The 23,317-nt window shown below is 59.7% G+C and carries 17 protein-coding genes; 6 read left to right on the top strand and 11 right to left on the bottom strand.

From position 1 onward, the window contains the following. Positions 1–8: 8 nt before the first annotated feature. The 6 genes from bcsZ to acs all read left to right on the top strand — a co-directional run bounded on the left by bcsZ (position 9) and on the right by acs (position 10,993). Complete coding sequence (gene bcsZ / locus WA928_RS01475) at positions 9–1,133, top strand: cellulose synthase complex periplasmic endoglucanase BcsZ (protein WP_417251989.1); 1,125 nt, start codon at positions 9–11, stop codon at positions 1,131–1,133. Then, positions 1,118–4,663 (top strand): cellulose synthase complex outer membrane protein BcsC, encoded by a 3,546-nt coding sequence (bcsC, locus tag WA928_RS01470; protein ID WP_424298645.1) that lies wholly within the window; start codon positions 1,118–1,120, stop codon positions 4,661–4,663. Before bcsZ ends, bcsC begins: the two co-directional genes overlap by 16 nt. 94 nt (positions 4,664–4,757) lie before the next feature. Continuing rightward, entirely contained in the window at positions 4,758–5,573 is an 816-nt protein-coding gene (locus WA928_RS01465; protein ID WP_424298642.1) for a tRNA threonylcarbamoyladenosine dehydratase, read from the top strand. A gap of 146 nt (positions 5,574–5,719) precedes the next feature. Continuing rightward, positions 5,720–7,606, top strand: a complete 1,887-nt coding sequence (locus WA928_RS01460; RefSeq protein ID WP_424298639.1) for a propionate--CoA ligase — start codon at positions 5,720–5,722, stop codon at positions 7,604–7,606. A gap of 2 nt (positions 7,607–7,608) precedes the next feature. Then, on the top strand, positions 7,609–8,940 hold the full coding sequence (locus WA928_RS01455; RefSeq protein ID WP_424298636.1) for an MFS transporter: 1,332 nt from the start codon (positions 7,609–7,611) through the stop codon (positions 8,938–8,940). 73 nt (positions 8,941–9,013) lie between these two features. Beyond that, positions 9,014–10,993 carry an acetate--CoA ligase gene (gene acs, locus WA928_RS01450; RefSeq protein ID WP_424298634.1) on the top strand — a complete coding sequence of 660 codons (1,980 nt, stop codon included), beginning with the start codon at positions 9,014–9,016 and terminating at the stop codon, positions 10,991–10,993. Between the two features lie 127 nt (positions 10,994–11,120). Here acs and WA928_RS01445 read toward each other — a convergent pair whose 3' ends face one another. From WA928_RS01445 to WA928_RS01395, 11 genes are all read right to left on the bottom strand, one after another. After that, complete coding sequence (locus WA928_RS01445; protein ID WP_424298631.1) at positions 11,121–12,470, bottom strand: MmgE/PrpD family protein; 1,350 nt, start codon at positions 12,468–12,470, stop codon at positions 11,121–11,123. A 44-nt stretch (positions 12,471–12,514) separates the two neighbouring features. After that, positions 12,515–14,068, bottom strand: coding sequence for a class I adenylate-forming enzyme family protein (locus WA928_RS01440; protein ID WP_350382116.1), 1,554 nt, complete (start codon positions 14,066–14,068; stop codon positions 12,515–12,517). Between the two features lie 13 nt (positions 14,069–14,081). After that, positions 14,082–15,275: an acyl-CoA dehydrogenase family protein gene (locus WA928_RS01435; protein ID WP_424298627.1), complete on the bottom strand. Its 1,194-nt coding sequence runs from the start codon at positions 15,273–15,275 to the stop codon at positions 14,082–14,084. Positions 15,276–15,338: 63 nt separating this feature from the next. Then, entirely contained in the window at positions 15,339–16,196 is an 858-nt protein-coding gene (locus WA928_RS01430; RefSeq protein WP_350382113.1) for a nitrilase-related carbon-nitrogen hydrolase, read from the bottom strand. 42 nt (positions 16,197–16,238) lie between these two features. After that, entirely contained in the window at positions 16,239–17,132 is an 894-nt protein-coding gene (locus WA928_RS01425) for a glycine betaine ABC transporter substrate-binding protein (RefSeq protein WP_350382112.1), read from the bottom strand. Between the two features lie 40 nt (positions 17,133–17,172). Beyond that, positions 17,173–17,919, bottom strand: a complete 747-nt coding sequence (locus WA928_RS01420; RefSeq protein WP_350382111.1) for an ABC transporter permease — start codon at positions 17,917–17,919, stop codon at positions 17,173–17,175. After that, positions 17,916–18,956 carry an ABC transporter ATP-binding protein gene (locus tag WA928_RS01415; protein ID WP_424298622.1) on the bottom strand — a complete coding sequence of 347 codons (1,041 nt, stop codon included), beginning with the start codon at positions 18,954–18,956 and terminating at the stop codon, positions 17,916–17,918. The genes WA928_RS01420 and WA928_RS01415 overlap by 4 nt, the downstream gene beginning before the upstream one ends. Positions 18,957–18,985: 29 nt before the next feature. Next, on the bottom strand, positions 18,986–19,639 hold the full coding sequence (locus tag WA928_RS01410; RefSeq protein WP_417251976.1) for an ABC transporter permease: 654 nt from the start codon (positions 19,637–19,639) through the stop codon (positions 18,986–18,988). Positions 19,640–19,833: 194 nt separating this feature from the next. Beyond that, positions 19,834–20,817 carry a GlxA family transcriptional regulator gene (locus WA928_RS01405; protein ID WP_417251975.1) on the bottom strand — a complete coding sequence of 328 codons (984 nt, stop codon included), beginning with the start codon at positions 20,815–20,817 and terminating at the stop codon, positions 19,834–19,836. Positions 20,818–20,898: 81 nt separating this feature from the next. Next, positions 20,899–21,555, bottom strand: a complete 657-nt coding sequence (locus WA928_RS01400) for a MarC family protein (RefSeq protein WP_417251974.1) — start codon at positions 21,553–21,555, stop codon at positions 20,899–20,901. A 108-nt stretch (positions 21,556–21,663) separates the two neighbouring features. Beyond that, positions 21,664–23,310, bottom strand: a complete 1,647-nt coding sequence (locus WA928_RS01395; protein ID WP_350382105.1) for an electron transfer flavoprotein-ubiquinone oxidoreductase — start codon at positions 23,308–23,310, stop codon at positions 21,664–21,666. Positions 23,311–23,317: the final 7 nt, after the last annotated feature.

Raw genomic sequence — 23,317 nt, 5'->3', positions numbered from 1 at the left:
GCTTTTTCATGCTGACTGCTGCCGGAATGTCCGGCAACAGCCAGGCTGCGCAAGAAGGCCAGGCGGCCGCCGCCTTGCAATGTACCGAGCAGGCTGCGTGGTCACACTGGGAGATATTCAGGCAGCAGGCCATCAGTTCAGACGGGCGAGTCATAGATCATTCGGATAGTCGCCAGATCACCACGTCTGAGGGGCAGGCGTATGGTTTATTTTTTGCGCTGGTCAATTCCGACGAGGCCCTGTTTCGGCGGCTGCTGAGTTGGTCGGAAAGGCATCTGGCAAGTGGGGATCTCACGGGCCACTTGCCTGCCTGGCTATGGGGGCGGCAGGCAGATGGGCAGTTTGGTGTTCTTGACGATAACTCTGCGTCGGATGCCGATGTGTGGATGGCTTATGCGCTGATCGAGGCTGGCCGGCTGTGGGACGAGCATTCTTATGCTGCTTTGGGGCTTCTGTTGATGCAGCGTATTGCCCGAGAGGAAGCCCTGGATGCCCCCGGCCTGGGATGGGTGTTGCTGGGTGGTCGAGAGGGGTTTGTCCATGGCCGGCAATGGACGGTCAATCCCAGCTATATGACGCCCCAGATCTATCAGCGGTTTGCTGAAGAGGCTCCCAGTAGTGCATGGGTGCATTTGAACGCAAATCTCAAACACATATTGTTGGCGACTGCTCCCAACGGGTATGCCCCCGACTGGGCAGTCTGGTCGGCGGAAAACCATGGCTGGGCCGATGTGCCGAAGGGGGCTCAGGGCAGTTATGACGCGGTTCGAGTGTATCTATGGATTGGAATGCTGGCCGATCATCAGGCCGAGGCCAAGCGCCTGAAGCGCCACTATAGGAGGGTGGAAAGCCTTGTTGGCAAGATGGGCCAGGTACCGCAGCACATCAATATTTTTTCTGGTGATGTCGATGGAGAAGGGCCTGCGGGCTTTTCTGCCGCCCTGTTGCCCTTGTTGCGTGCAGCGCCGGTAGCTCCTGCCTTGCATCAGCGCATGGCAGAGATCCGTTTCGATTCATCCAATTATTACGATCAGGTGCTGGCCCTCTTTGCCGAAGGCTGGTTGCAGAAGCGTTATTGGTTCGATGAATCCGGGCGTTTGCATATCGGAGGTCAGCCGTGTTCCGAAGACTGAATCTGGCCGTACTGCTGGCCGCTCTGGTGACCACAGCATCCAGCAATGGGTGGGCGCAAGAGGCCGATGCCCGGTCTCAACTGCTGCAACAAGTCCATTTGGGTGAGACACTGTTTCGGGATGATATGGTCCAAAGCGCGCTGGATCGGCTATTTCGCATCGATCCCGACGATTCTGCTGCGCTTGCGGCCAAGGTGCGCCTGGCCCTGCGGCGTGGAGACCTTCTTCAGGCGCAGCAAACGCTGGCGCAACTGTCTCAGCTGGCGCCGAATTCCAGCGCCCGGCGTCAGGCGGATACCAGCTATCGCCTGGCGACAGACCCCGCCACAATCGAGGCCTTGTCCAAGGCCAGGCTTTACGCAGCGGCCGGGCGCTTGCCAGAGGCGCGTGCCGAGTATGACAAGGCATTTCGCGGAACATATCCAAGCGCTGATTACACGCTGGAGTACTGGCAGTTTCGTGCGCGTCTGCCGGCGGATCATGATCTCTCTGTCTCGCAGCTCGCATCGGCACTGGAGCATTACCCTAAGCATGCCGGCCTGCTGACGGCGCTTGCACGCTTGGCCCTGGATGATGATGAGGGTGATCTGGCTCTAACGTATCTTCATCGTTTGGCGGCTATCCCCGCAGGCCGAACCTCGGCTGCGGCGCTTGAATTCGGGTATTGGTCACAAAAGCCCGTTGATCGCCAGACGCAATTGGCCTGGCAAGGTTTTGCAAACCGCTACGCGGGCTTGCCGCAGGCTGCGGATGCTGCCCGCAAGGCATCGCACCAGGCAGCCCTCATCAACGACCCTGCCTGGCAGGCAGGCCGCGAGGGGATCGCGCTGATCGAACGCGGCCAGGATGCAGCAGGGGCCCTGCTGCGCTTGCAGCGAGCCGCTCGTGCGTATCCTGACGATGCCGATATCCTCGGCAATCTGGGCCTTGCGTATTCAAGAACGGGCGATCGCACTCAAGCCCTGAAGTATTTCAAGCTGGCGGCCAGTCACACCCACCAGATTGGCGGGGCGTCAGCCTGGGTCAGCCTGATTGATTCCACACGCTACTGGTTATTGCTTGAAGACGCCGCCACCGCGGTTAACCGTCAGCAATGGAAACGTGCTCAATCCCTGTTCAATCAGGCACGCCAATTGGATCCATCAGATGAGACGGTGTGGATTGACGAGGCGGACATGAATGCCCGCAGGGGCTACCCGGAAAAGGCACTAACGGGGCTGTTCAAGGCGTTGCAATTAACACCGGACAGTTCAGGCGCCATGCGGGGGATCCAGCGTGTTTTATTGCAGATGCCGCCGCAACAGGCGCTGCTGCGCATGCAGAAATTTCCTGCCTCCCGATCTAGCCGGTGGCAGGGCATCCGGCACGCGCTACAGGTGGCGCAACATACCCGGCAGGCAGAGCAGGCTGAGGCATCCGGGCATTGGGATGAAGCCGCCTTGCAGTGGGCCATGGTTCAGCGGCTGGATCCGGATGATCCCTGGGCCAGCTACCATCTGTCGTCAGTCCTGAGCAGGCAGGGCAAACCGGTGGAGGCGGTCATGGCTGCGTACGATCGTCACTTGACCCGCCATCCCGACAGCCCGCCCAGTCGGTACGCGCAGGCTTTGTTGCTGGCATCTGCAGATCAATGGCAACCTGCCTTGTCTGCTTTGGAACACATCCACCCGCAAAAATGGACGCAAGAAATGCACGCCTTGGCGCAGCGTGTAAAAACCCGCCAGCGGATCGCCCATGCCCGTCAGTACCACGACGCAGGAAACATCCAGGCAGCCATTGCTGCCCTTGAGACAGGGCCGCAGACAACTGAGATACGCCTGCAGATTGCGGCGTGGGCACTCGAGAATCAAGATCTGCCCAAGGCCGGAATGCTGTATGCGGCGGTGCTCAGAGAGGATTCGCAGCAAGCAGACGCATTTCTTGGGCAACTTGAGGTCTGGGCACAGAAGGCACAGTGGTTGCGCGTGCGCAGCGCCCTGAGCCGCCTTCCGCAATCGCTCGAGCATCCCGATCCTGCACAGAGCCGTCAATTGGCGGATTTGTGGCTGGCACTTGATTCGCCCGCAAGAGCCGAGGAGATCCTTCAGGCCAGTGTCGGGAAAGATCATGACCCCTTGGTGTCCCGGGATCTCGGGAGAATCGTGAGCCGTCGCTCCGCGCCGGAAGCGCTTCAACACTATGCGCAGTCGATGCGCGGGCTTGGTTTGTTGCCCGCCTCAGGTGTTGATGATGAACGGAATGCTGTCGAACTGACTCAAGCCACCCGGCAGCGGGCTGAAGACGATTGGCGTATGCGTGGTGTTCGTCGTGAGACCGCTGCGCTGTATCAACAACAAAACCCGGTGTTGACGGTGCTTGAAGATGCCTCATATCGTGCAGACGGTACGCCGGGGCTCTCGCGCTTAGGCACATCCACCACGATTGCCCGGCTGGAATTCCCTTGGCGCACCGGGCGTGTGTTTGCGCAGGCCGATCACGTGCGGATGGACGCGGGAACATTCGACACGGACGCCTCTGGTGCACACACCGAGTGGTTTGGTTCCTGCCGGATCGAAGGTGAGGACAGCAGTGGTCGCAGTCAATCTCTACCGGGTTGCAGCACAGCCTTGCATCAGACCGCGCGTGGAACCAGCCTGGGTTTTGGCTATGAAGGCGATCGCTGGTCGTGGGATGTCGGCCATAGCCCGCTTGGGTTTCCCGTTGGTAACTGGCTGGGCGGTTTGTCCTACCGGGGTGATCTTCAGCAGATGGGCTGGCGTTTAACCCTTTCAAGGCGGCCCATCGATAGTTCGATCCTGTCCTTTGCTGGTTTGCGCGACCCAAGAACAGGCGCGTTATGGGGGGGAGTGGTGGCCACCGGCCCCAGTCTGGGGCTTAGTTGGGATCAGGGCGAAGCCAATGGGGTGTGGGCAGACATCAGTTATCACAAGTTGACAGGGCGTCATGTCGAGCCCAATCAGCGCTATCGTCTGATGGGCGGGTACTACCGGCGCCTGATTAATCAGCCCAGTCAGGAACTCAGCGTTGGCATCAATGCGATGTATTGGCACTATCAAAAGGATCTGGGCGCGTATACCCTGGGGCAGGGCGGGTATTACAGTCCTCAACGGTACGTCTCGGTGTCGCTCCCTGTCAGATATGCCTACCGGTCGTCGGATTGGTCTTTTGTGGTGGATGCTTCGGTTTCCCGATCCTGGACCAGGACTCAGGGTGGGCCGTATTATCCGCTCCCGGGGCTGCTGGCGGATCCGTTACAGGCGATGGCCCTCAGGGGTGTCAGTGCCGATAATGTACTGGCAACCAGCCGGACAGAAGACAGCACGGGGGGCGGCTTTGGTTACCAGCTGCGGTTTGCAGCAGAGCATCGCCTGAGTAATCATTGGGTGTTGGGTGGCGTGGTGGACGTGCAAAAAAGTGAAGATTACTCACCCAATCGTCTGATGCTGTATTTGCGCTATACGTTTCGGCCATGGCAAGGCGATATGGCCATGCCTGTGTCACCTATCTCTGCGTACGCACAACGCAAGTAGGTGCGTCGGGTGTACCTCGCCGCGGATCTGACGTAAAGCCGGGACCAGCTCCTGTGCGTGTCAAAAATCTTGCTGTCGTCGTTTATGGATATGTATGTCGATGCCAAATTCTCTGTTAATGGATTTCACCACCCCAGACCTCGATCGCCGGTTTTCCGGCCTTGATCGTCTTTATGGCGCGGGTGCGTGGCAATCTATTTCCCAGCACCATGTGGTGGTGGCGGGTATTGGTGGGGTGGGCTCGTGGTGCGCCGAGGCGCTGGCACGATCCGGGATCGGGCATCTGACGCTGGTGGATCTCGATCACATCGCCGAATCCAACATCAATCGGCAGGTGCATGCGCTGGGCAGCACCCTGGGGGCCTCAAAGGTGGCTGTGATGGCCGCACGGGTGCGCGATATCAATCCAGCGTGCCAGATCACCGAGGTCGATGATTTTGTGGATGCCGGCAATATCCAGTCCATCCTGGCGGATCATCCTCCCGGGGTACTGATTGATTGCACGGACCAGGTGCCTGCCAAGATTGCCATGATTCTTCAGGCACGCACCAGCGCCTGGCCCATGCTGTGTTGCGGCGGGGCGGGTGGCAAAACAGATCCGCTCAGTCTGCGGGCGGGTGATCTCTCCGAGGCCGCCCACGATGCCTTGCTGGGACGTATCCGGCAAACCCTGCGTCAGCAGCATAGCTATCCCAAGGGCGGAGCTACCGGCGGCAAGCCCAGGCAGCGGGTGCCGCGCATGAAAGTTCAGTGCCTCTGGTTCGAGCAGCCTGTGCGCTTGCCTGAGGCCTGGACGGCAGCCGCGCCGCAGGGCCTGTCGTGCGCCGGATATGGGTCCAGCGTTACTGTCACGGCCACGATGGGGCTGGCTGCCGCCAATTGGGCACTAGAGCGTTGTCTGGCCGGCTGAGCGACTCCGTGTAAGTCCTGTGTCAGGATTCCGCAGTACGGTCGAGGCTGGTGTAGCATGTTGGCACCAAAACCATTCAAGATACGTCCGCATTACGGGTGTCTGGCAGGATGCTCGGGTAGCAGGACGACCAGGAGACAGACATCATGCAGAAAATCCGCGAGGTTCATCGCCAATCGATACAGGATCGGGAAACCTTCTGGGCTCAGGAAGCCCGGCGGATTCACTGGGAAACCCCGTTCTCCCAGGTGCTGGATTATTCCCGGCCGCCGTTTGCGCAGTGGTTTGTGGGCGGGCGCACCAACCTTTGCTATAACGCAGTCGATCGCTGGCTGGATACACAGGCGGATCAGCCTGCCCTCATTTGGGTCTCCACCGAGGTCGACAAAGAAATCGTCTATACCCGGGCGCAGCTTTCCCAAGAGGTCAACGCAGCAGCAGCGATTCTGCAAAGTCTGGGCGTCCAGCAGGGTGATCGTGTCCTCATCTATCTGCCCATGATTCCCCAGGCTGCATTTTTCATGCTCGCCTGTGCACGTATCGGGGCTGTTCATTCGGTCGTGTTTGGTGGATTCGCAGCGCACAATCTTGCGCAACGCATCGACGATGCCGAACCTAAAGTCATTGTTTCTACTGATGCAGGCTCGCGTGGCGGGCGGCCGGTTCCCTACAAGCCGCTGCTGGATAAGGCCATCGAACAATCCGCCCATGTGCCCGAGCACGTAGTCCTGGTGGATCGCAACCTGGTGCCCATGCAACTGACTGAGGGGCGCGATCTCGATTACGCCACTTTGCGAGCCCGCCATCTGGACGTGCAGGTGCCGGTGGTATGGCTTGAATCCAACGCGCCCAGCTATATCCTGTATACCTCCGGCACCACCGGAAACCCCAAGGGCGTGCAAAGAGACGTCGGTGGTTACGCGGTGGCCCTGTGTGCCTCGATGGAGTACATCTTTGGGGGCAAGCCTGGAGACGTCTATTTTTCGGCCAGCGACGTAGGCTGGGTGGTGGGGCACTCGTATGTGGTGTACGGCCCACTGCTTAACGGCCAGGCCACGGTGATGTACGAAGGCACGCCCGTGCGTCCGGATGCGGCCATTTTGTGGCGCATTATCGAAACCTATCGCGTCAGTGCGCTGTTTTGCGCCCCCACGGCCATCCGGGTGCTTAAAAAGCACGACCCGGCCTTGCTTACCAAGCACGACCTCTCCAGCCTGGATCGCATTTACCTGGCTGGTGAACCACTGGATGAACTCACTGGACAGTGGCTTTCCGAAGCCCTCGATAAACCAGTCATCGACAACTACTGGCAAACGGAAACCGGCTGGCCCATTTTGTCTGCCCAGCCGGGTATCGAAGAAATCCCCCTGCGTTTTGGCAGCCCCTCGGTGCCTGTCATCGGTTTTGATGTCCGGGTGGTCAACGAGGCCACGGGCCAGGATTGCGGCCCCAACGAAAAAGGCGTGGTGGCCATCCAGCCACCCCTGCCGCCGGGGGCCTTAAGCACTATCTGGCGCAACGACGAGCGCTTTGTCAAAACCTATTTCGAATCCTTCCCGGGCCGGCTTACCTATTCCACGTTCGACTGGGGGCTGGTGGACAAGGACGGCTATTGGTTTATCCTCGGGCGCACCGACGACGTCATCAATGTCGCCGGGCACCGCCTGGGCACCCGCGAGATCGAAGAATCCGTCAACACCCATGCTGCCGTGGCCGAGTCTGCCGTGGTGGGGGTTGCTGATGAGACCAAGGGGCAAGTGGCCATGGGGTTTGCCGTACTGCGCAACCCCGCCATGCTCGACGAGCCAGGCAGCCGGGATCGTCTCGAGGCCGAAATCAAACATGTCATCGAAGAGCGTAACGGCCCGGTGGCACGGCCGGCCCGCATCCTGTTCGTCACCAACCTGCCCAAAACGCGTTCCGGCAAGGTGCTACGCCGCGCCATCGTAGCCCTGTGCGAAGGCCGGGACCCTGGCGATCTCACCACCATCGAAGATCCCAGCGCTCTGGAACAAATCCGCGCGGCGCTGTAATCATGGGTCGAGCAAAGGATGCAGTGGCCGGGGGGGCATTGCATCCCGGGGTGCGGCGGCGAGAACTCTGGTCGTGGGCCATGTACGATTTCGCCAACTCGGGCTACACCACGGTGGTGCTCACCACAGTCTTTAACGCCTATTTTGTGGGCGTGGTGGCGGCGGGGCACACCTGGGGCACGCTGGCGCTTACCGCGGCCTTATCCACGTCCTATCTGATCGTGATGTTGTCCATGCCCTCACTGGGTGCGCGGGCCGATGCCCGGGCGGGGCACCGACGGCTTTTGTTTACCAGCACTGTAGGGTGTGTGTTGGCCACAGCCGTCCTGGCCACCGTGGGCCCCGGCGCCATTGCCTGGGGCCTGTTCTGGCTGGCGGCCTCCAATGTATTTTATTGTGTGGGCGAGTCTACCGTGGCTTCTTTCCTGCCATCCCTGGCGCGCCCGGAGTCCATGGGCCGGGTGTCCGGCTGGGGCTGGAGCTTTGGCTATTTTGGCGGCATGCTGGCATTGGGCCTGGCCTTGTGGGTGGCCAGCACTGCCGGAGCACGGGGCTTGTCTGCCTCCGATTACGTGCCCTGGATCATGCTGCTCACCTCGGTTCTGTTTGCCTTGGCGGCGCTTCCCTCATTTGTGTGGCTGCGCGAGCCCAAACATAGGCAGGCAGCGCCTCCGGCACAGCCGGTGTTTGCCCAGCTGCGCGCCGCCTGGCAAGAAACCCGGCGTGATTTCCCGGATTTCCAGCGCCTGTTGCTGTGTATTGCCTGCTACCAGGCAGGGATCACCGTGGTCATTACCTTGTCTGCGGTCTATGCTACCGAGGTGATGGGGTTTGACATGCAGCACACTATGCTGCTGGTGTTTCTGGTTAATATCGCTGCGGCGGCTGGGGCGTTTGCCTTTGGCTATGTGCAGGATCGCATCGGCCACAAGCGTGCACTGGCCATTACCCTGGTGGGGTGGATTGTCATGGTGCTGCTGGCAAGTGCCACCCAGACGCTGGCGGTGTTCTGGCTGGCAGCGGCACTGGCAGGTTTGTGCATGGGCACCAGCCAAAGTGCCGGCCGTGCGATGGTGGGCGTGTTGGCGCCGGTCCATCGCCCCGCCGAGTTTTTCGCACTCTGGACATTTGCAGTTCAGCTGGCGGCAGTCGTGGGCCCCCTTACCTATGGCGTGCTGGTGTGGCTTACGGGTGGCAACCACCGGGTGGCTTTGCTGGCCACCGGTGTATTTTTTATGCTGGGCCTGTGGATACTGGCTGGGCTGGATTTTACCCGGGGCCAACGTGACCGGGATGCAGGCAATCAGGCGGTTGCATTTGTCAGGGTCAAGTAAGACTCGTGCAGTACGGTACACAGAACACAATTCAAACTTGATGTCATCACATCAAACAAAAGGAGCGAGCGCAATGGCTACGGAGATTGAATCCATACTGGTAGAAAACCGTGTTTTTCCGCCACCGGCAGACTTGGTCAAGCAGGCCAATGTGTCTGGGATGGAAGGCTATAAAGCCCTGTGCGACGAGGCCAATCGGGATCCAAACGCGTTCTGGGCCCGTCTGGCCACGGAGAACCTGCTCTGGGAAAAACCCTTTACCCAGGTGCTGGACGAATCCAACAAACCTTTCTACAAGTTTTACCCGGATGGCCAGATCAATGTCTCGGCCAACTGTCTTGATAAACACCTGGGCACACCGGCCGAGAATCGGGTTGCCCTGATTTTCGAGGCGGACGACGGTGCCGTCACCAAAGTTACCTATAAAGAACTGCACGCTCGCGTGTCGCAGTTTGCTAATGCGATCAAATCGCTGGGCTTCAAGAAGGGCGAGCGCGCCGTCATCTACCTGCCGATGTCCATCGAGGCGGTGGTGGCCATGCAGGCCTGCGCACGCCTGGGCATCATTCATTCGGTGGTGTTTGGCGGCTTCTCGGCCAAGAGCATCCACGAGCGTACCGTCGACGTCGGCGCCACGCTGATTATCACGGCCGATGCACAGATGCGCGGCGGCAAGGCCATCGCGTTAAAGAATGCCGTGGACGAGGCCATTGCCATGGGCGGATGCGAGGCCGTGCGCAAGGTTATTACCTACAAGCGCACCGGCTCTGATGTGCAGTGGGATGCCGGCCGCGATCTCTGGTGGCACGATGTGATCAAGGGGCAGTCGTCCGATTGCCCGCCCGTGCCTGTGGATGCAGACCATCCGCTGTTCATCCTGTATACCTCCGGTTCAACCGGTAAGCCCAAGGGCGTGCAGCACTCCAGTGCGGGCTTCTTGCTGTGGTCCTTGATGACCATGAAATGGACGTTCGACTCCAAACCAGACGACGTCTTCTGGTGTACCGCCGACGTCGGTTGGGTGACCGGCCACTCGTATGTCACCTACGGGCCGCTGGCTGCCGGGGTTACCCAGGTGGTGTTCGAGGGCGTGCCCACTTACCCGGATGCGGGCCGGTTCTGGAAGATGATCCAGGAACACAAGGTGTCGGTGTTCTACACAGCGCCTACGGCCATCCGCTCGCTTACCAAGGCGTCCGAGGCGGATGCCAAGGTTCACCCCAAATCCTACGATCTTTCCTCGTTGCGCATCATCGGCTCGGTGGGCGAGCCCATCAACCCCGAAGCCTGGGTGTGGTACTACAACAATGTCGGCAACCAGCGTTGCCCGGTGATCGATACCTGGTGGCAAACCGAAACCGGTGCCCACATGATCACACCGCTGCCGGGCGTCACACCGCTCAAGCCCGGTTCCTGCACCTTGCCGTTGCCCGGTATTGATGCCGCCATCGTGGATGAAACCGGCGAAGAAGTCGAACGCGGCAAGGGCGGCTTCCTGGTCATCCGCCGCCCGTGGCCATCAATGATTCGCACCATCTGGGGCGATCCCGAGCGTTTCAAGAAAACCTATTTCCCTGAAGAACTCAAAGGCTATTACCTGGCTGGCGACGGCGCCCAGCGCGATAAGGACGGCTATTTCTGGATCATGGGCCGTATCGACGACGTGTTGAACGTCTCGGGCCACCGCTTGGGCACGATGGAAGTCGAATCCGCCCTGGTGGCTCACGAGCTGGTGGCAGAAGCTGCCGTGGTGGGTCGTCCCGACGATACAACCGGCGAAGCCGTGGTGGCCTTTGTGGTGCTCAATGGGCCGCTGCCAAAAGGCGATGAGGCTGTCGCAATGGCCAAGCTGCTGCGCGATTGGGTGGCCAAAGAGATTGGCCCCATTGCCAAGCCGCGTGAAATCCGCTTTGGCGAGAACCTGCCCAAGACGCGTTCGGGCAAGATCATGCGCCGTCTGCTGCGTGTTGTCGCCAAGGGCGAGCCCATCACTCAGGACGTCTCCACGCTGGAGAATCCTGGCATCCTGGATCAGTTGGCCAAGGTGCAGTAAAGAGTGTCGACCGATGCGCTGTGATCCAGCGCACCGGGCACAGCCGAAGGGGCGGGGATACATTCCCGCCCCTTCTTTTTTGGGTGTCGGGTGAGCCCCATTATGGGGTTTGGAATGTACTGCCTGTTCAGGTGGCCGTGAGTATCAGATCCAGCAGTGTATTTAGCACGGGGCCTTCGGCGTCGTCATCGCCCAAGGTGTCGATCGTTTGCTGCAATTGTCGGCAGCGTACCTGGCCCAACACCGGTTCAGCCAATGCCAAGAATTTATCGGCCACTTCCGTGTCCGTAAGCGGCGCTTCTGCGTCGCCGCGTGCCGTGTGGGGGCCGGATTGCAGTGTGCGCCCATCGTGCAGGATGATCGTTGCGTCCGCCCAGCGCTCGGCGGGGAAACGTTGGCTATATGACGCGTTTTCGGTGATCACCATTTCTTCGCTGAGTCGCCAGACCTCAGGGTCTTGCAATGCTGGTCCGTTGATTTCCCCGGCGCCTAGCCGTTGATGGCATAGGGCGGAAGCAACCGGGAATGGCAGGCTGTACTGTGCTTGCTCTGTGGTGTCCGGGTGACGTGTGGCCAGACGCGAGGCTTCGTAGAATGTTGAAATCCGGATCTCGGCAATATCGGCTGCCTGCAGGGCGTGGGTGCGAGCCAGGGACAGTGCTGCTTCAACGGCAGGCTGCGCCCAGCGGCAGACGGGGTAGGGTTTGAAATACTGTTCCATGATTGCCCACCGTCTGCCCGTATCCTGCCAGAAGGATGCCACCGTTTGGTCTTCCATTGTCACGGCGGGTGCGCCTGTGAAGCCGTCGGCGGCCAGTAGGGCTGCCGATACGCCGGCCATGGCGCCCCAGGCAGAGCCATCTTTCACCATGGTCGGATGATCGATGCAACGCATCATCTGACTGCGCGGGCCGAAGTATTCGGCAATACCCAGTGCCTCTCGCGTGCGATTCGTGTCCAGTGCCAGGGCACGGGCTGTCAGCGCGGCCGCGCCGAGCGCGTTCCAGGCACCGGAGGTGTGGTAATCACAAGCGGTGGCATGCAGGGCCACCCCCGCACGTGTGGCGATTTCGTAGCCCAGCGCCAGGGTGGTCAGAAACTCGCGGCCGTTCCTGATCAGGCCGGCATCCGCCAAGGCGGCCGTGACAGGCAGGATGGTGACGCCAACATGGCCCTTGGTAAGGACATGGCCGTCGTGGGCGTCGATGCTGTCGATCGTTGCCGCACCGGCCAACACCATGCCCGGAAGGCTGACAGATCGGCCATCGAACAGCATCCGGGCACTGTGTGTTGTGGCGCCGTATTGTGTGGCCGCATGCTGGCGCATGATTTTTGAAAGAGGGGTGACTGTTCCTGCAGCGGCGACGCCGCACAAGTCCAGCAGGCATCGGCGTGCCTGCAATACCCCGGCTTGCAGCAGATCTTCAAAGCGCAGCGCATGAATAAATTCGAAAACATGGTGCGAATGATTGGACATGATTGGTCTGATCGTTGGTGTGGATGATGAAGCGCGGCCGGCGTTTATGCTTCCAGCCCGTACTGCCGGATGAGTTCGTGCTTCAGCACCTTGCCGCTGGGATTAAGGGGCAGCTGTTCGGCAAAGAAAAACCGCCGTGGGCGCTTGAAGGCGGCCAGCAGGCCACTGTTCTGACAAAAGGAATCAATGACGTTGGCGTCCAGGTGAGGATCAGAGCGGACGATAATCGCGGTGACCATGTGCCCCCATTTCGGATCCGGCAAGCCGATGACCGCTGCTTCCCTGACACCGGGGCAGCGGTACAGTACCTCTTCTACTTCGCGCGGGTAGATGTTCTCGCCTCCAGAAACGATCATGTCATCGGTACGCCCCTGGAATGTGTAATAGCCGTCGGTATCCTGGCTAAACAAATCCCCGGTATAGAGCCAGCCATGTTTCAGCTTGCGGGCGGTCTCGGCTGGGTTGTTCCAATAGCCTGCCATCATTTGGGGGCCTTGCACGATCAGTTGGCCGATAGTGCCCGGTGAAACAACTTCGTCTGGTGGTACGTCGCGCTGGGGGTTGTGGGAGACGATCCGTGCCTGGGAGATCAGGGTAGGCTTGCCGCAGGAGCCAGGGCGAGCCAGCGCGTCTTCGGGATGCAGGAGCAGGGTGAGGCTTGCTTCAGTCATGCCGTAGCCGTTGTATACACCGCTGCAGAATTCGCGCAGCACCCTCTCCATCGTGGTTGCGGCGATGGCGGCCCCGCCCGTCGTGATCATGCGCAGGGATGAGACGTTGAAATCCCGGAAGTGAGGGTGAAAGAGCATTTGCTGGATCTGGGTGGGCACCGCAAACAGCGTCGTGATGTGCTCGGCCTGGATCATTTCCAGTGTGGCGCCTGCCTCGTAGTGGCTGGCGATGATGTTGGTGCCACCGACGAGTACGTGCGGCAGGAAATAGGCCTGCATGCCGCCCACGTGATAAAGCGGTGCAATGTGCAAGGCCCGGTCTGCGGCGCCCAAGCTGTATTCCATTGTGCAGTTCATGGCGATGGCAACATCGTTGGCATGCGTGTGCATGACCCCTTTGGGGCGGCCGGTTGTGCCGGAGGTGTACACCAGCGCGGAGAGTTGTCCGGCATCCGGGTGATAGGTTGGTTCTTCCGTGTTGCCGCTGCTGGCCAGTGCCTCGTAGTCGTGGTGGCCGGGGGTGACAAGCACACCTTGCGGCGCGACAGCAATGAAGTCGTGAGTACTGTGCACTTCTCGCGCAGCCGCCAGCGCACTGGCGGCGTGCGATTGGCTGTAGGCCAGCACGCGTGCACCCGAATCGCGCAAGATATGAGCAACTTCTGCGGGTGCCAGCCGGAAATTCATTGGCACGACCACGGCACCAATTTTTTGGCAGGCAAAGTACAGGGTTGCGGATGCTTCGTCCGTCTTCAAATACAGCGCGACACGGTCCAGCGGCCGCACGCCCATATCAGACAGCGCGTGGCAGAGGCGGTTGATCCTGGCATTCCAGGCCGCGTAAGTCCATCGCCGTCCTTCAAAGACCAGCGCCTCCTTGCCAGGATGCTTGTCCACCGTTTGGGTGAGAATCGAGGAAACGTTCATACTGGGCTAGTCGTCAGAGGTTGGGTTTGATGGAGGGCATGTCGGTGCTGGCAATGAGGTACTTCACCATTTCGGAGGTGCCGCCAACGATGGTGAGTGCGCGTGCATCGCGGTAGATTTGCTCGGCGCGACCATATTCTTTGGTCAGGCCGTCTCCGCCCAGAATCTGGACGGTGGCATCCGCACAAAACAGGGCGGTCTCGGTGGCAACCAGCTTGGCCATCGAAGCCGGCTTCATCAGCTCTTTGGCGGAGAGCGCTCCGGCGTCGTAAAGCAGGGCAGCCTTGTAAGTGAGCAGCTCGGCGGCATCGATGCGCCAGCTCATTTCTGCCACGCGATCCCAGATGAGTTGTTTGCACCCCAATTTCTGCCCGAAGCTGTTGCGCCGCTGTGCGTGCGTGGTGGCAATGTCGAATGCCGCGCGCGCCTGCCCCAGGCCCGAGCCGCCGAGGATGATCCGCTCGAAATTGAACATGCCCAGCATGATGCGAAACCCTTCGTCTCGACGGCCCAGCAGGTGGTTGGCGGGTACCCGGCAGTCCTGGAACTCGACTTCTCCGACAATGCAGCCCCGTCGCCCCATGAAGGTGTAGTTGCGAGGGAAGCGGATGCCGGGCGTGTCCTTGGGGACAACGACGGCACTCATGCCTTTTTGCGCGGTTACCGCAGGGTTGCTGATGCCGTAAACGATGTAGGTGTCGGCCACGGATGCATTCGAGATATAGCGTTTGAACCCGTTGATCACCCATTCGTTGCGTGTATCGTCGAACGTTATCCGGGTTTGCATGCCCGCACTGTCTGAACCTACGTTGGGCTCAGTGACGCAAATCGCCCCTATTTCACTACCCCCGATGATGCCGTCCAGATAGTGGGCCCGAATGTCGGGCAGCGCATAGCGGTGTAGGGGATAGGCGCAGGAAATTGCCGTGGCGATGGTGGTCTCAAAGGCGTAGTTGATCGCGGCGGCTTCTTCGGACAGAATCACGGCATGAACAAGGCCGGGTGTGGATAGCGAGCCACGGTAGAGATCAGGAAACATCAGCGTCAGGTAGTGGGCCTTGCCCAGTGCCTGGACAACGGCCTTGACTGCTGCCCAGTCCTGTCTGTTTTCGATCGCGTCCGATCGGGGGGCGAGTTCGCGCTGCAGAAATTCGCGGGTGGTGGCGCGGAACTCCCTGGCTTCCGGGTCCAGAAGATAATCCTTCATCGTTTGTCCTGTACGTGTTTTGTATTGCGGGTTTGTGTCGTGCGCTCGGAGGATGGCTTGAGGTCAGCCGGGGGAGTTCATGATGCGCTGCAGTTCCCGCAGGTTCAGGTCGGGGTTGCAGTCTCGCAAAGTGGGCAGGTTGAATCGCGCCTGGCGTACGGCTTCGTAGTCCAGGTCGGCCCAGGCCAAGCCACTTTTCCCTTCGGGCACTTGTGCCACGATCTGACCTTGCGGATCGAGAATGCGTGAGCCCCCCCAGAATTGGGTGTTGTGTTCCTGCCCCAGCCGGTTTGCCATCAGGATTGGGGTGCCGTACATCATGGCGTAGAAGCGCGTGGCGAGATCCCAGCCTTGGGGGTTGGAGAAGCCGCCACTGACAACCCCGAGGGCGGAACTGATGGGTGCCAATAGCACGGTGGCCCCCTGCAGCATGGCCAGGTGAACCAGGGCTGGGTTCCAAAAATCGGCGCAGATCAGCAGGCCGGCTTCCCAGGGGCCGCGAACCGGGCAGGTATTCACTTGTTGGCCGGCGGCGTACAACTTGCCTTCTTCCAGTTGGCCGTAGGTAGGCAGATTGATCTTGCGGTGCACGAAGCGCACGGCGCCGTCCCGCGCCACGGCCATGACGTTGTGAAACCGGGCTGCCGGGGCTTCTTCCACGAAACCGAAGACGACATCAATGCCTTTGGCTGCGGCCGCAATTTTTTGGATGATTTCATGGTCGGTGCGTCGCGCCAGCGCCAGTGCCGCGTCGCCCAGGCTGTAGCCCGTCAGGGACAGTTCCGGGAACAGCAGAAGATCCGCCTCCTGGGCCCGGGCCTCTTCGATGAGTGCCAGGTGTATCTCCAGGTTGTAGGCCAGGTCGCCGCATCGCCCTTCGGTCTGGGCGACGGCGGCACGCAGGCGTGAAGCGTCGGTCATGGTGTCATGTCCTTTGATTGCAAATGGCACGGTGGGCTCTGTTCAGATCAGCCCTTTTTCCTTGAGAAACGCTTGGCATACATCGCTGATGGATTTGTGATCAACGTCAACCTGAGCGTTCAGGTGGGCCATGGTCTTGTCGTCCAGTACGGCAGACAGGCTGTTCAGGGTGTCGGCCAGCTTGGGTTGTTTATCCAGGACGGCCTTGCGAATGACCGGGGTGAGTGCATAGGATGGGAAATAGTCTTTGTTATCTTTCAGCACCACAAAATCAAAGGCGGGAATACGCCCGTCCGTGGCGAAGACCAGGGCGACGTCCACCTGTTTGTCACGCAGTGCCTGGTAGGTCAGCCCGGTATCCATGCGCTTGATGTTGGCGCGTTTAAACTCGAAGCCGTAGGTCTTCTGAAGCGGTTTGAGGCCGTCGGCGCGGGCATAGAATTCGGCATTGACGGCAAAGGTCAGGTCTTTGCCACCGTTCAGGGTGTTTGCCAGGTCGCTGATCGTATGGATGCCCAGGCTATCGGCTTCTTGGTGACGCATGGCTAATGCATACGTGTTGTTGGCCTTGGAGGGGTTCAGCCAGACCAGCCCCTTGGCGGCGTCCAGTGCTTTCACTTTGGCATAGCCGTCCTGCGCCGACATCGGCGTGGTTACTTTGTTGTAGACAATCAGCGCCGTGCCGGTGTACTCCCAATAGACATCGACCTGGCCGTTTTCCTGTGCTTGGCGCAGCACGGCGCTGCCCATGCCGGCGCGTGTGTCAACGTCATGGCCCTTGGCTTTCAGCAACTGGCTGGTCATCTCTGCCATGATCTGCTGTTCAGTGAAATTTTTGCCGCCAACCACGATGGGGTCGGCGGCCGCCGCCTGCCCGGAAAAAATAACGAGGGCCGCGGTGGCGCTTGCCTGGACGAGTTTGAGGATCTGCTTCATTTGTCTACTCCTTGGGGAAGAAAAGCTGCGCTTGTAAACGCTATCGCAGTGGATTGACGCCTCGGGGGATCAGGGCGTTGGCCGTCATGCCTATGAGGGCATCGACGGCAATTGCCAGCAGAGCCGTCGGAATAGCGCCTGCCAGCATGGTTCCGGTGTCGTTGAGGTCGATGCCGGTAAAAATCAGCTCGCCCAGCCCGCCGCCGCCCACCAGGAAAGCCAGGGGCACGGTTCCGACGTTGATGGCCAATGCAGTGCGGATGCCTGCAAAGATCACGAACAATGCATTGGGCAGTTCTACCTGCCACAGCACCTGCCAGGCGTCCATGCCTACGCCATAGGCAGCCTCTTGCAGATGCTGAGGGACGGCGGTCAGGCCAGAGTAGGTGTTACGCACGATGTACAGCAGTGAGGCAACCCACAGTGCAAAGATGGCCGGCGCGGTGCCGATCCCGAGCAACGTCATGGACAAGGCCAGGACTGCCAGGGTTGGAATAGTGGTGCCGATATTGAGCAGCTGCATGGCGCCTTCGGCCCAACGGCGCATAAAGCGGCGGCTCAGCACAATACCCAGCGGCAAGCCGGTGGCAATGGCCAGGCCGCCAGAGATCAGTGTGAGTTCGATGTGCTGGCGGGTCAGGTAAAGAATGTCATCCCAATGAGAAAGGATATCCTCGGCCATACCATTTATCTGCAGCCAGACGCCAGCCAAGGCCAATAGGGCAAGAATCAGCAGACGGTCGTTTTTGACGCTGGGCTGCCGCGGTGTGCTGACCCCCCGGCTCATGATTCGGGCCCCTGCAATTCCCGCGCCGAGGTGTCCTGGCGAGGTACCTTGTCGTGGTGGCTCAGCATCTGCCGGATCGCTTGCTGAGTAATCCTGCCGCAGTATTGTCCGGCGGGGTCAATCACCGTCAGTTCGTCCAGATCATAGGTAAACATCTGCGACACGGCCATGCGCAGATCCTCGTTTTCAAGGATCTGGCATTCGGGTCTGTCTTCCTGTGCTTGATCAGGCTGGCCGGTGTCCCCAGAGGCCGGTAGCGCGGCCAGCACATCGTGTACTGTGAGTAGTCTCAGCCGTTTCAGTGTGCGATCACGCCCCACGAAATCCGCAACAAATTCATTGGCTGGAGAGGCCAAAACATTGTTGGGCGTGTCAAATTGCTGCAGGCAGCCTTCACGGAAAACAGCGATCTTGTCACCCATCTTGACCGCTTCGTCGATATCGTGGCTGACAAACAGGATCGTCTTCCCCAATTTTTCCTGCATCTTCAGGAACTCGTCCTGAATGACCTGGCGGTTGATCGGATCGATTGCCCCGAAGGGCTCATCCATCAGCAGCACCGGGGGGTCTGCCGCCAATGCGCGGGCTACGCCTATACGCTGTTGCTGACCACCGGAAAGTTCTTTGGGATAGCGCGGCAGAAAGATGGCTGGATCCAATGCGACCATTTCCAACAGAGCCTCGGTGCGCTGCTGGATGCGGCGCTTGTCCCAGCCCAGCAGGCGGGGCACGACGCCGATGTTTTCACCAACCGTCATGTTGGGAAACAGGCCAATCTGCTGGATCACATAACCGATCTGCCGCCTCAGGCTGATGGTGTCGTAGTCGGTGGTGTCTTTGCCGTTTAAAAATACCCGGCCCGAGCTGGGCTGGATGATGCGATTCACCATCTTCAGTGTGGTCGTTTTGCCGCAACCTGATGGGCCCAGCAAAATGCAGATTTCACCCGTCGGCACCTCCATATTGATATTGTCGGCGGCCGTAGCGATACCTTCGTGGGTGGTGAATTTTTTGGTGAGGTTTTCCAGCCGGATCATGGTGTCGGGCCTCTTTTCTGGTTTAGGGGTCAGGCGGTTTGCACACCGGCCGGCGTGAGACGGTTCTGCAGCCATAGCAGAAAGAAATCAGCAACAATCGCCAATACGCTGACAGCAACGGCGCCCGTCACGAGCTGGCGGGGATCTGTTTGCGAAATGCCACGGCTGATGAATACGCCCAAGCCGCCCGCGCCAATGTAGGCAGCGATGGCCATGATGCCGATGGAGAGCACCACGGCGCTGCGCACACCGGCCATGATGACTGGTATCGCCAGCGGGATTTCCACCCGGCTCAGCCGCTGCAAGGGGGTCATGCCCATGCCGCGTGCGGCTTCCCGCAGGGCAGGATCGACATTATTGATGGCGGTATAGGTGTTGCGGATAATCGGCAACTGCGAATAGAGCAGTACCGCGATGACGGCGGGTACGTAACCGATGCCGTGACCAAACAGGGATAACACCGGGATCATCACGCCAAAAAGTGCGATCGATGGCACCGTCATGATGATCGAGGCAATGTAAAGCACCAGGTTGGCGGCGCGCTGGTTCTGCGTGATGGCGATACCGATGGGCACACCCGTCAGGATGGCCAGCCCGATGGCTACGCCCACAAGCGAAATATGCTCAATCGTGCGGGCAAGGATCAGGTTGGCATGGCCGACCATGTAAAGCAGGATGTCCACGAATTTGTCTCCTCTTTTGAGGCGTGGGGCGTTGTGCTTGCAACACCTTTATGTGGCGTAGACTGCCATGGTGTCATGGCTGTGTTTCCGCACTTTGAGCGCCCATAGTAGGGTGTGTTTGCTTGTGCTGATAGTCCAAAATAGACGTTATATAGTCTTTTTATGCTATTGCTGGATTTTTGCCTGTGGTGGCTTCAGGCGCCTGGCATGTGTGGTGCGTCTGCGTAGCGCCCACGCTGATGCCCACGCGCAGCGGTGGGGGTATGGCTGAAACGCTCGCGAAAGCAACGAATGAAGTGCGAGGTTGTGGCAAACCCGCAGGCCAGGCTCACTTCGGCCACCGGCATACCGGTTTGCTCCAGCAGATTGCGGGCGCGTTCAAGACGCAGGTTCCGATAAAAGCCGCTGGGTGTTACCGAGAAATTTGATTGAAACAGGCGGTTCAGTTGCCGTACCGACAAACCAACCTGCAATGCCAGCTGTGCACTGCTCAACGTGTCTTCCATGTGCCGCTCCATGCATTCGATGGCGGCCAGCAGGTGCGGGTTGGTTACGTTCAGGCGATTGCGCAGCGACAGGCGCTGGCTGGCCCGGGATTTGCGGATTTCCGGGTGGATGCATTGTTCTGCCACAGCGGTGGCCAGGCGATATCCATGCCGCTGGCCGATCAGATGCATCATCATGTCCAGCCCCGCGGTGCCGCCTGAACAGGTCAAGCGCTGACCATCAATTTCGTAGAGCTCATCGGTGATATTCAATAGTGGGAATTCCTCCCGCAGTCCCGCCACGTTCTCCCAGTGAATAGTGCAACGGTGCTTGTCCAGCAAACCTGCCCGGGCCAAAAATAGCGGGCCGACAGAGGTGGCCCCCAAATTAACGTTGTGGCTGGCCAGCCGGCGCAGCCAGCCCAAGATGTCTGGGGTGCAGTACGTATTGGCATCGATTCCGGCCACGACAATCAATGTATCCAGCGTGCCAGGTGCTTCCATGCGTCCGGTAGGCTCGAACAGCAGGCCATTGCTGGCTGGAACCGGCAGATTTTCTGGTGTAAACATCTGCCAGCGGTAGAGTGGTGTTTCCACCAGGCGGTTGGCCATGCGTAGCGGTTCGAGCACGCCCGAGAATGAAAGCATGGAAAACTGCGGGATCAGCAGAAAGCCGAATTCGACGGGTGCCATATATCGCCTCGGGTGTGGTGCCTCGCCGTCTGGGGGGAGACCGAGGCTGCGGCAGCGCTGCCGTTCAGTGCTGCCCCGATATCAGTGCGCCAGCCCTGGCAGCATCGCCTTGGCGCCGGCAAACACCATCTCTACCGCAATGGCGGCCAGGATGATGCCCATGATGCGGGCCATGATAACGCGCATCTTGGTGGACAGCAGTTTGCCGATTGACGCGGCAAAATACAGAACGACAAACAGTGCGGCCAGTACCGCCAGCAGCACTACGCTAAAACCGACGATACGGGCAGTGCTTCTGGCCTGGGCACTGTAGATGATCAAGGTAGCGATGGTGCCGGGCCCGATGATCATGGGGAAGGTCAGGGGGTAGAAGGCTGGGTTGTCATCCGTGCCTGCGGCCGCTGCCGCAGCGGTGTTGGCACTTTTTTCCTGGGTGGCGCGCTCGTGGGATGTAATCGGTTGGCCATTCAGCATGGACAGCGCAATGCCAATCAGTACCATGCCGCCCGCAACCCGGAAGGAGTCCAGACTGACACCAAAAAAGCTGATGATGTGGCTGCCCCCCAGTGCAATCACGACGCACATGGCAGTGGTGTATCCCAGGATGGACACGGCCAGATTGCGCTGCTCGGCCACGGATTTCTGTGTGGTCAGCGCCAGAAACAGTGGCAGAGTAATAAAGGGATTCATGATGGCGAACAGCGCGCCCAGAAACTTGGTGGCGTATGCGATATCCATTGATTTTTTTGCCGGGGCCTTGCCGCTCAGGTGCTGATGTAGCCATAAGGTGACAACATCTTCGGGTGATGAAAAAGGGCGCTGTCTCAAGCAGCGCCCCGTGTCATTTTACATGCCGTTATATACCGGCCCCTCGCCACCCTGTGGTGTCACCCAGACAATATTTTGCGTGGGATCCTTAATATCACAGGTTTTGCAATGAACACAGTTTTGCGCGTTGATCTGCAGACGGTCTTCGCCGGTGTCTGTTTTGACGAACTCGTACACGCCCGCCGGGCAGAAACGCGCCTCGGGGCCGCCGAACTTGGCCAGGTTTACCTGCACAGGCACGGTATCGTCCTTCAGTGTCAGGTGCGCGGGCTCGTTTTCATCGTGGTGTGTATTGGAGATGAACACCGAGCTCAGGCGATCGAATGTCAGCTTGCCGTCGGGCTTGGGGTAGTCGATGCGCGCACACTGCGCTGCGGGTTGCAGGCAGGCGTGATCCGGTTTGGTGTGATGGATGGTCCAGGGGATGCTGCCCTTGAGCAACCATTGCTCGACACCTGTCATCAGCGTGCCAATGGTGCGGCCTTTTTTAAACCACTGCTTGAAGTTGCGTGATTTGTTGAGCTCGGCATGTAACCAGGAGGATTCAAATGCAGCAGGGTAGGTGGTCAGCTCATCATGGCTGCGGCCGGCTGCCAACGCCTCGAATGCGGCTTCGGCCGCCAGGGCCCCTGTCTTGATGGCAGAGTGGCTGCCCTTGATGCGCGATGCATTCAGCACACCGGCTTCGCAGCCCACCAGGGCGCCCCCCGGAAACACCATCTTGGGCAGCGACAGCAGGCCGCCGGCTGTCAGCGAGCGGGCACCGTAAGCCACACGCTTGCCGCCTTCGAAGATGCTGCGGATATGCGGATGTGTCTTGTAGCGCTGGAACTCGTCAAAGGGCGACAGCCACGGGTTGGCGTAATCCAGCCCCACCACCAGCCCAACCGCCACCAGATTGTCTTTGAGGTGATACAGGAATGAGCCACCATAGGTATCTGAATCCAGCGGCCAGCCCGCCGTGTGCATCACCGTGCCAGGCCGTGCCTGGGCAGGATCAACCTCCCAGAGTTCTTTGATGCCGATTGCGTAGCTTTGAGGATCGCGCCCGGCGTCCAGACGGAATTTTTCGATCAGTTGGCGTCCCAGATGGCCGCGAGAGCCTTCGGCAAAAATCGTGTAACGGGCAAGAAGCTCCATGCCGGGCTGATAGGCGTCGGTATGGCTGCCGTCTTTGGCCACGCCCATGTCGCCTGTCAGTACGCCTCGCACGGCACCGGTGTCCGAATAAAGGATCTGGGCGGCGGCAAACCCTGGGAAAACATCCACGCCAAGGGCTTCAGCCTGCTCACCCAGCCAGCGGGTAACGTGCCCCAAACGCACAATGTAATTGCCGTGATTTTTAAAGCAGTCGGGAAGCAGCCAGCCCGGTGTGCCGCGGCTGCCTTTTTCGGTCAGAAACAGAAAGCGGTCTTCCTGAACCTCGAGATCCAGCGGGGCGCCTTTTTCTTTCCAGTCGGGGATGAGCTCGGTGATGGCTCTTGGATCCATCACACAGCCCGACAGAATGTGGGCGCCGATTTCGGATGCCTTCTCCAGCACACAGACGCTGACTTCCTGGCCGCGATCAGTGGCCAGTTGCTTGAGGCGGATGGCGGCTGACAGGCCTGCCGGGCCGCCGCCAACGACGAGGACGTCGTATTCCATGGATTCGCGTTCAGTCATGTCTATG

The organism is Castellaniella sp. (assembly GCF_049651205.1).
Taxonomy (GTDB): domain Bacteria; phylum Pseudomonadota; class Gammaproteobacteria; order Burkholderiales; family Burkholderiaceae_B; genus Castellaniella.
Note: the sequence above shows the minus strand (reverse complement) of the source record. Positions and strands in the feature narration are given on the sequence as shown.

What these genes read in the sequence shown, in the direction of transcription:
- bcsZ (WP_417251989.1), top strand. Translation starts at nt 9, where the DNA reads ATGCTGACTGCTGCCGGAATGTCCGGCAACAGCCAGGCTGCGCAAGAA.
- WA928_RS01465 (WP_424298642.1), top strand. Translation starts at nt 4,758, where the DNA reads ATGTCGATGCCAAATTCTCTGTTAATGGATTTCACCACCCCAGACCTC.
- WA928_RS01460 (WP_424298639.1), top strand. Translation starts at nt 5,720, where the DNA reads ATGCAGAAAATCCGCGAGGTTCATCGCCAATCGATACAGGATCGGGAA.
- WA928_RS01455 (WP_424298636.1), top strand. Translation starts at nt 7,609, where the DNA reads ATGGGTCGAGCAAAGGATGCAGTGGCCGGGGGGGCATTGCATCCCGGG.
- acs (WP_424298634.1), top strand. Translation starts at nt 9,014, where the DNA reads ATGGCTACGGAGATTGAATCCATACTGGTAGAAAACCGTGTTTTTCCG.
- WA928_RS01445 (WP_424298631.1), bottom strand. Translation starts at nt 12,470, where the DNA reads ATGTCCAATCATTCGCACCATGTTTTCGAATTTATTCATGCGCTGCGC.
- WA928_RS01440 (WP_350382116.1), bottom strand. Translation starts at nt 14,068, where the DNA reads ATGAACGTTTCCTCGATTCTCACCCAAACGGTGGACAAGCATCCTGGC.
- WA928_RS01435 (WP_424298627.1), bottom strand. Translation starts at nt 15,275, where the DNA reads ATGAAGGATTATCTTCTGGACCCGGAAGCCAGGGAGTTCCGCGCCACC.
- WA928_RS01430 (WP_350382113.1), bottom strand. Translation starts at nt 16,196, where the DNA reads ATGACCGACGCTTCACGCCTGCGTGCCGCCGTCGCCCAGACCGAAGGG.
- WA928_RS01425 (WP_350382112.1), bottom strand. Translation starts at nt 17,132, where the DNA reads ATGAAGCAGATCCTCAAACTCGTCCAGGCAAGCGCCACCGCGGCCCTC.
- WA928_RS01420 (WP_350382111.1), bottom strand. Translation starts at nt 17,919, where the DNA reads ATGAGCCGGGGGGTCAGCACACCGCGGCAGCCCAGCGTCAAAAACGAC.
- WA928_RS01415 (WP_424298622.1), bottom strand. Translation starts at nt 18,956, where the DNA reads ATGATCCGGCTGGAAAACCTCACCAAAAAATTCACCACCCACGAAGGT.
- WA928_RS01405 (WP_417251975.1), bottom strand. Translation starts at nt 20,817, where the DNA reads ATGGCACCCGTCGAATTCGGCTTTCTGCTGATCCCGCAGTTTTCCATG.
- WA928_RS01400 (WP_417251974.1), bottom strand. Translation starts at nt 21,555, where the DNA reads ATGGATATCGCATACGCCACCAAGTTTCTGGGCGCGCTGTTCGCCATC.
- WA928_RS01395 (WP_350382105.1), bottom strand. Translation starts at nt 23,310, where the DNA reads ATGACTGAACGCGAATCCATGGAATACGACGTCCTCGTCGTTGGCGGC.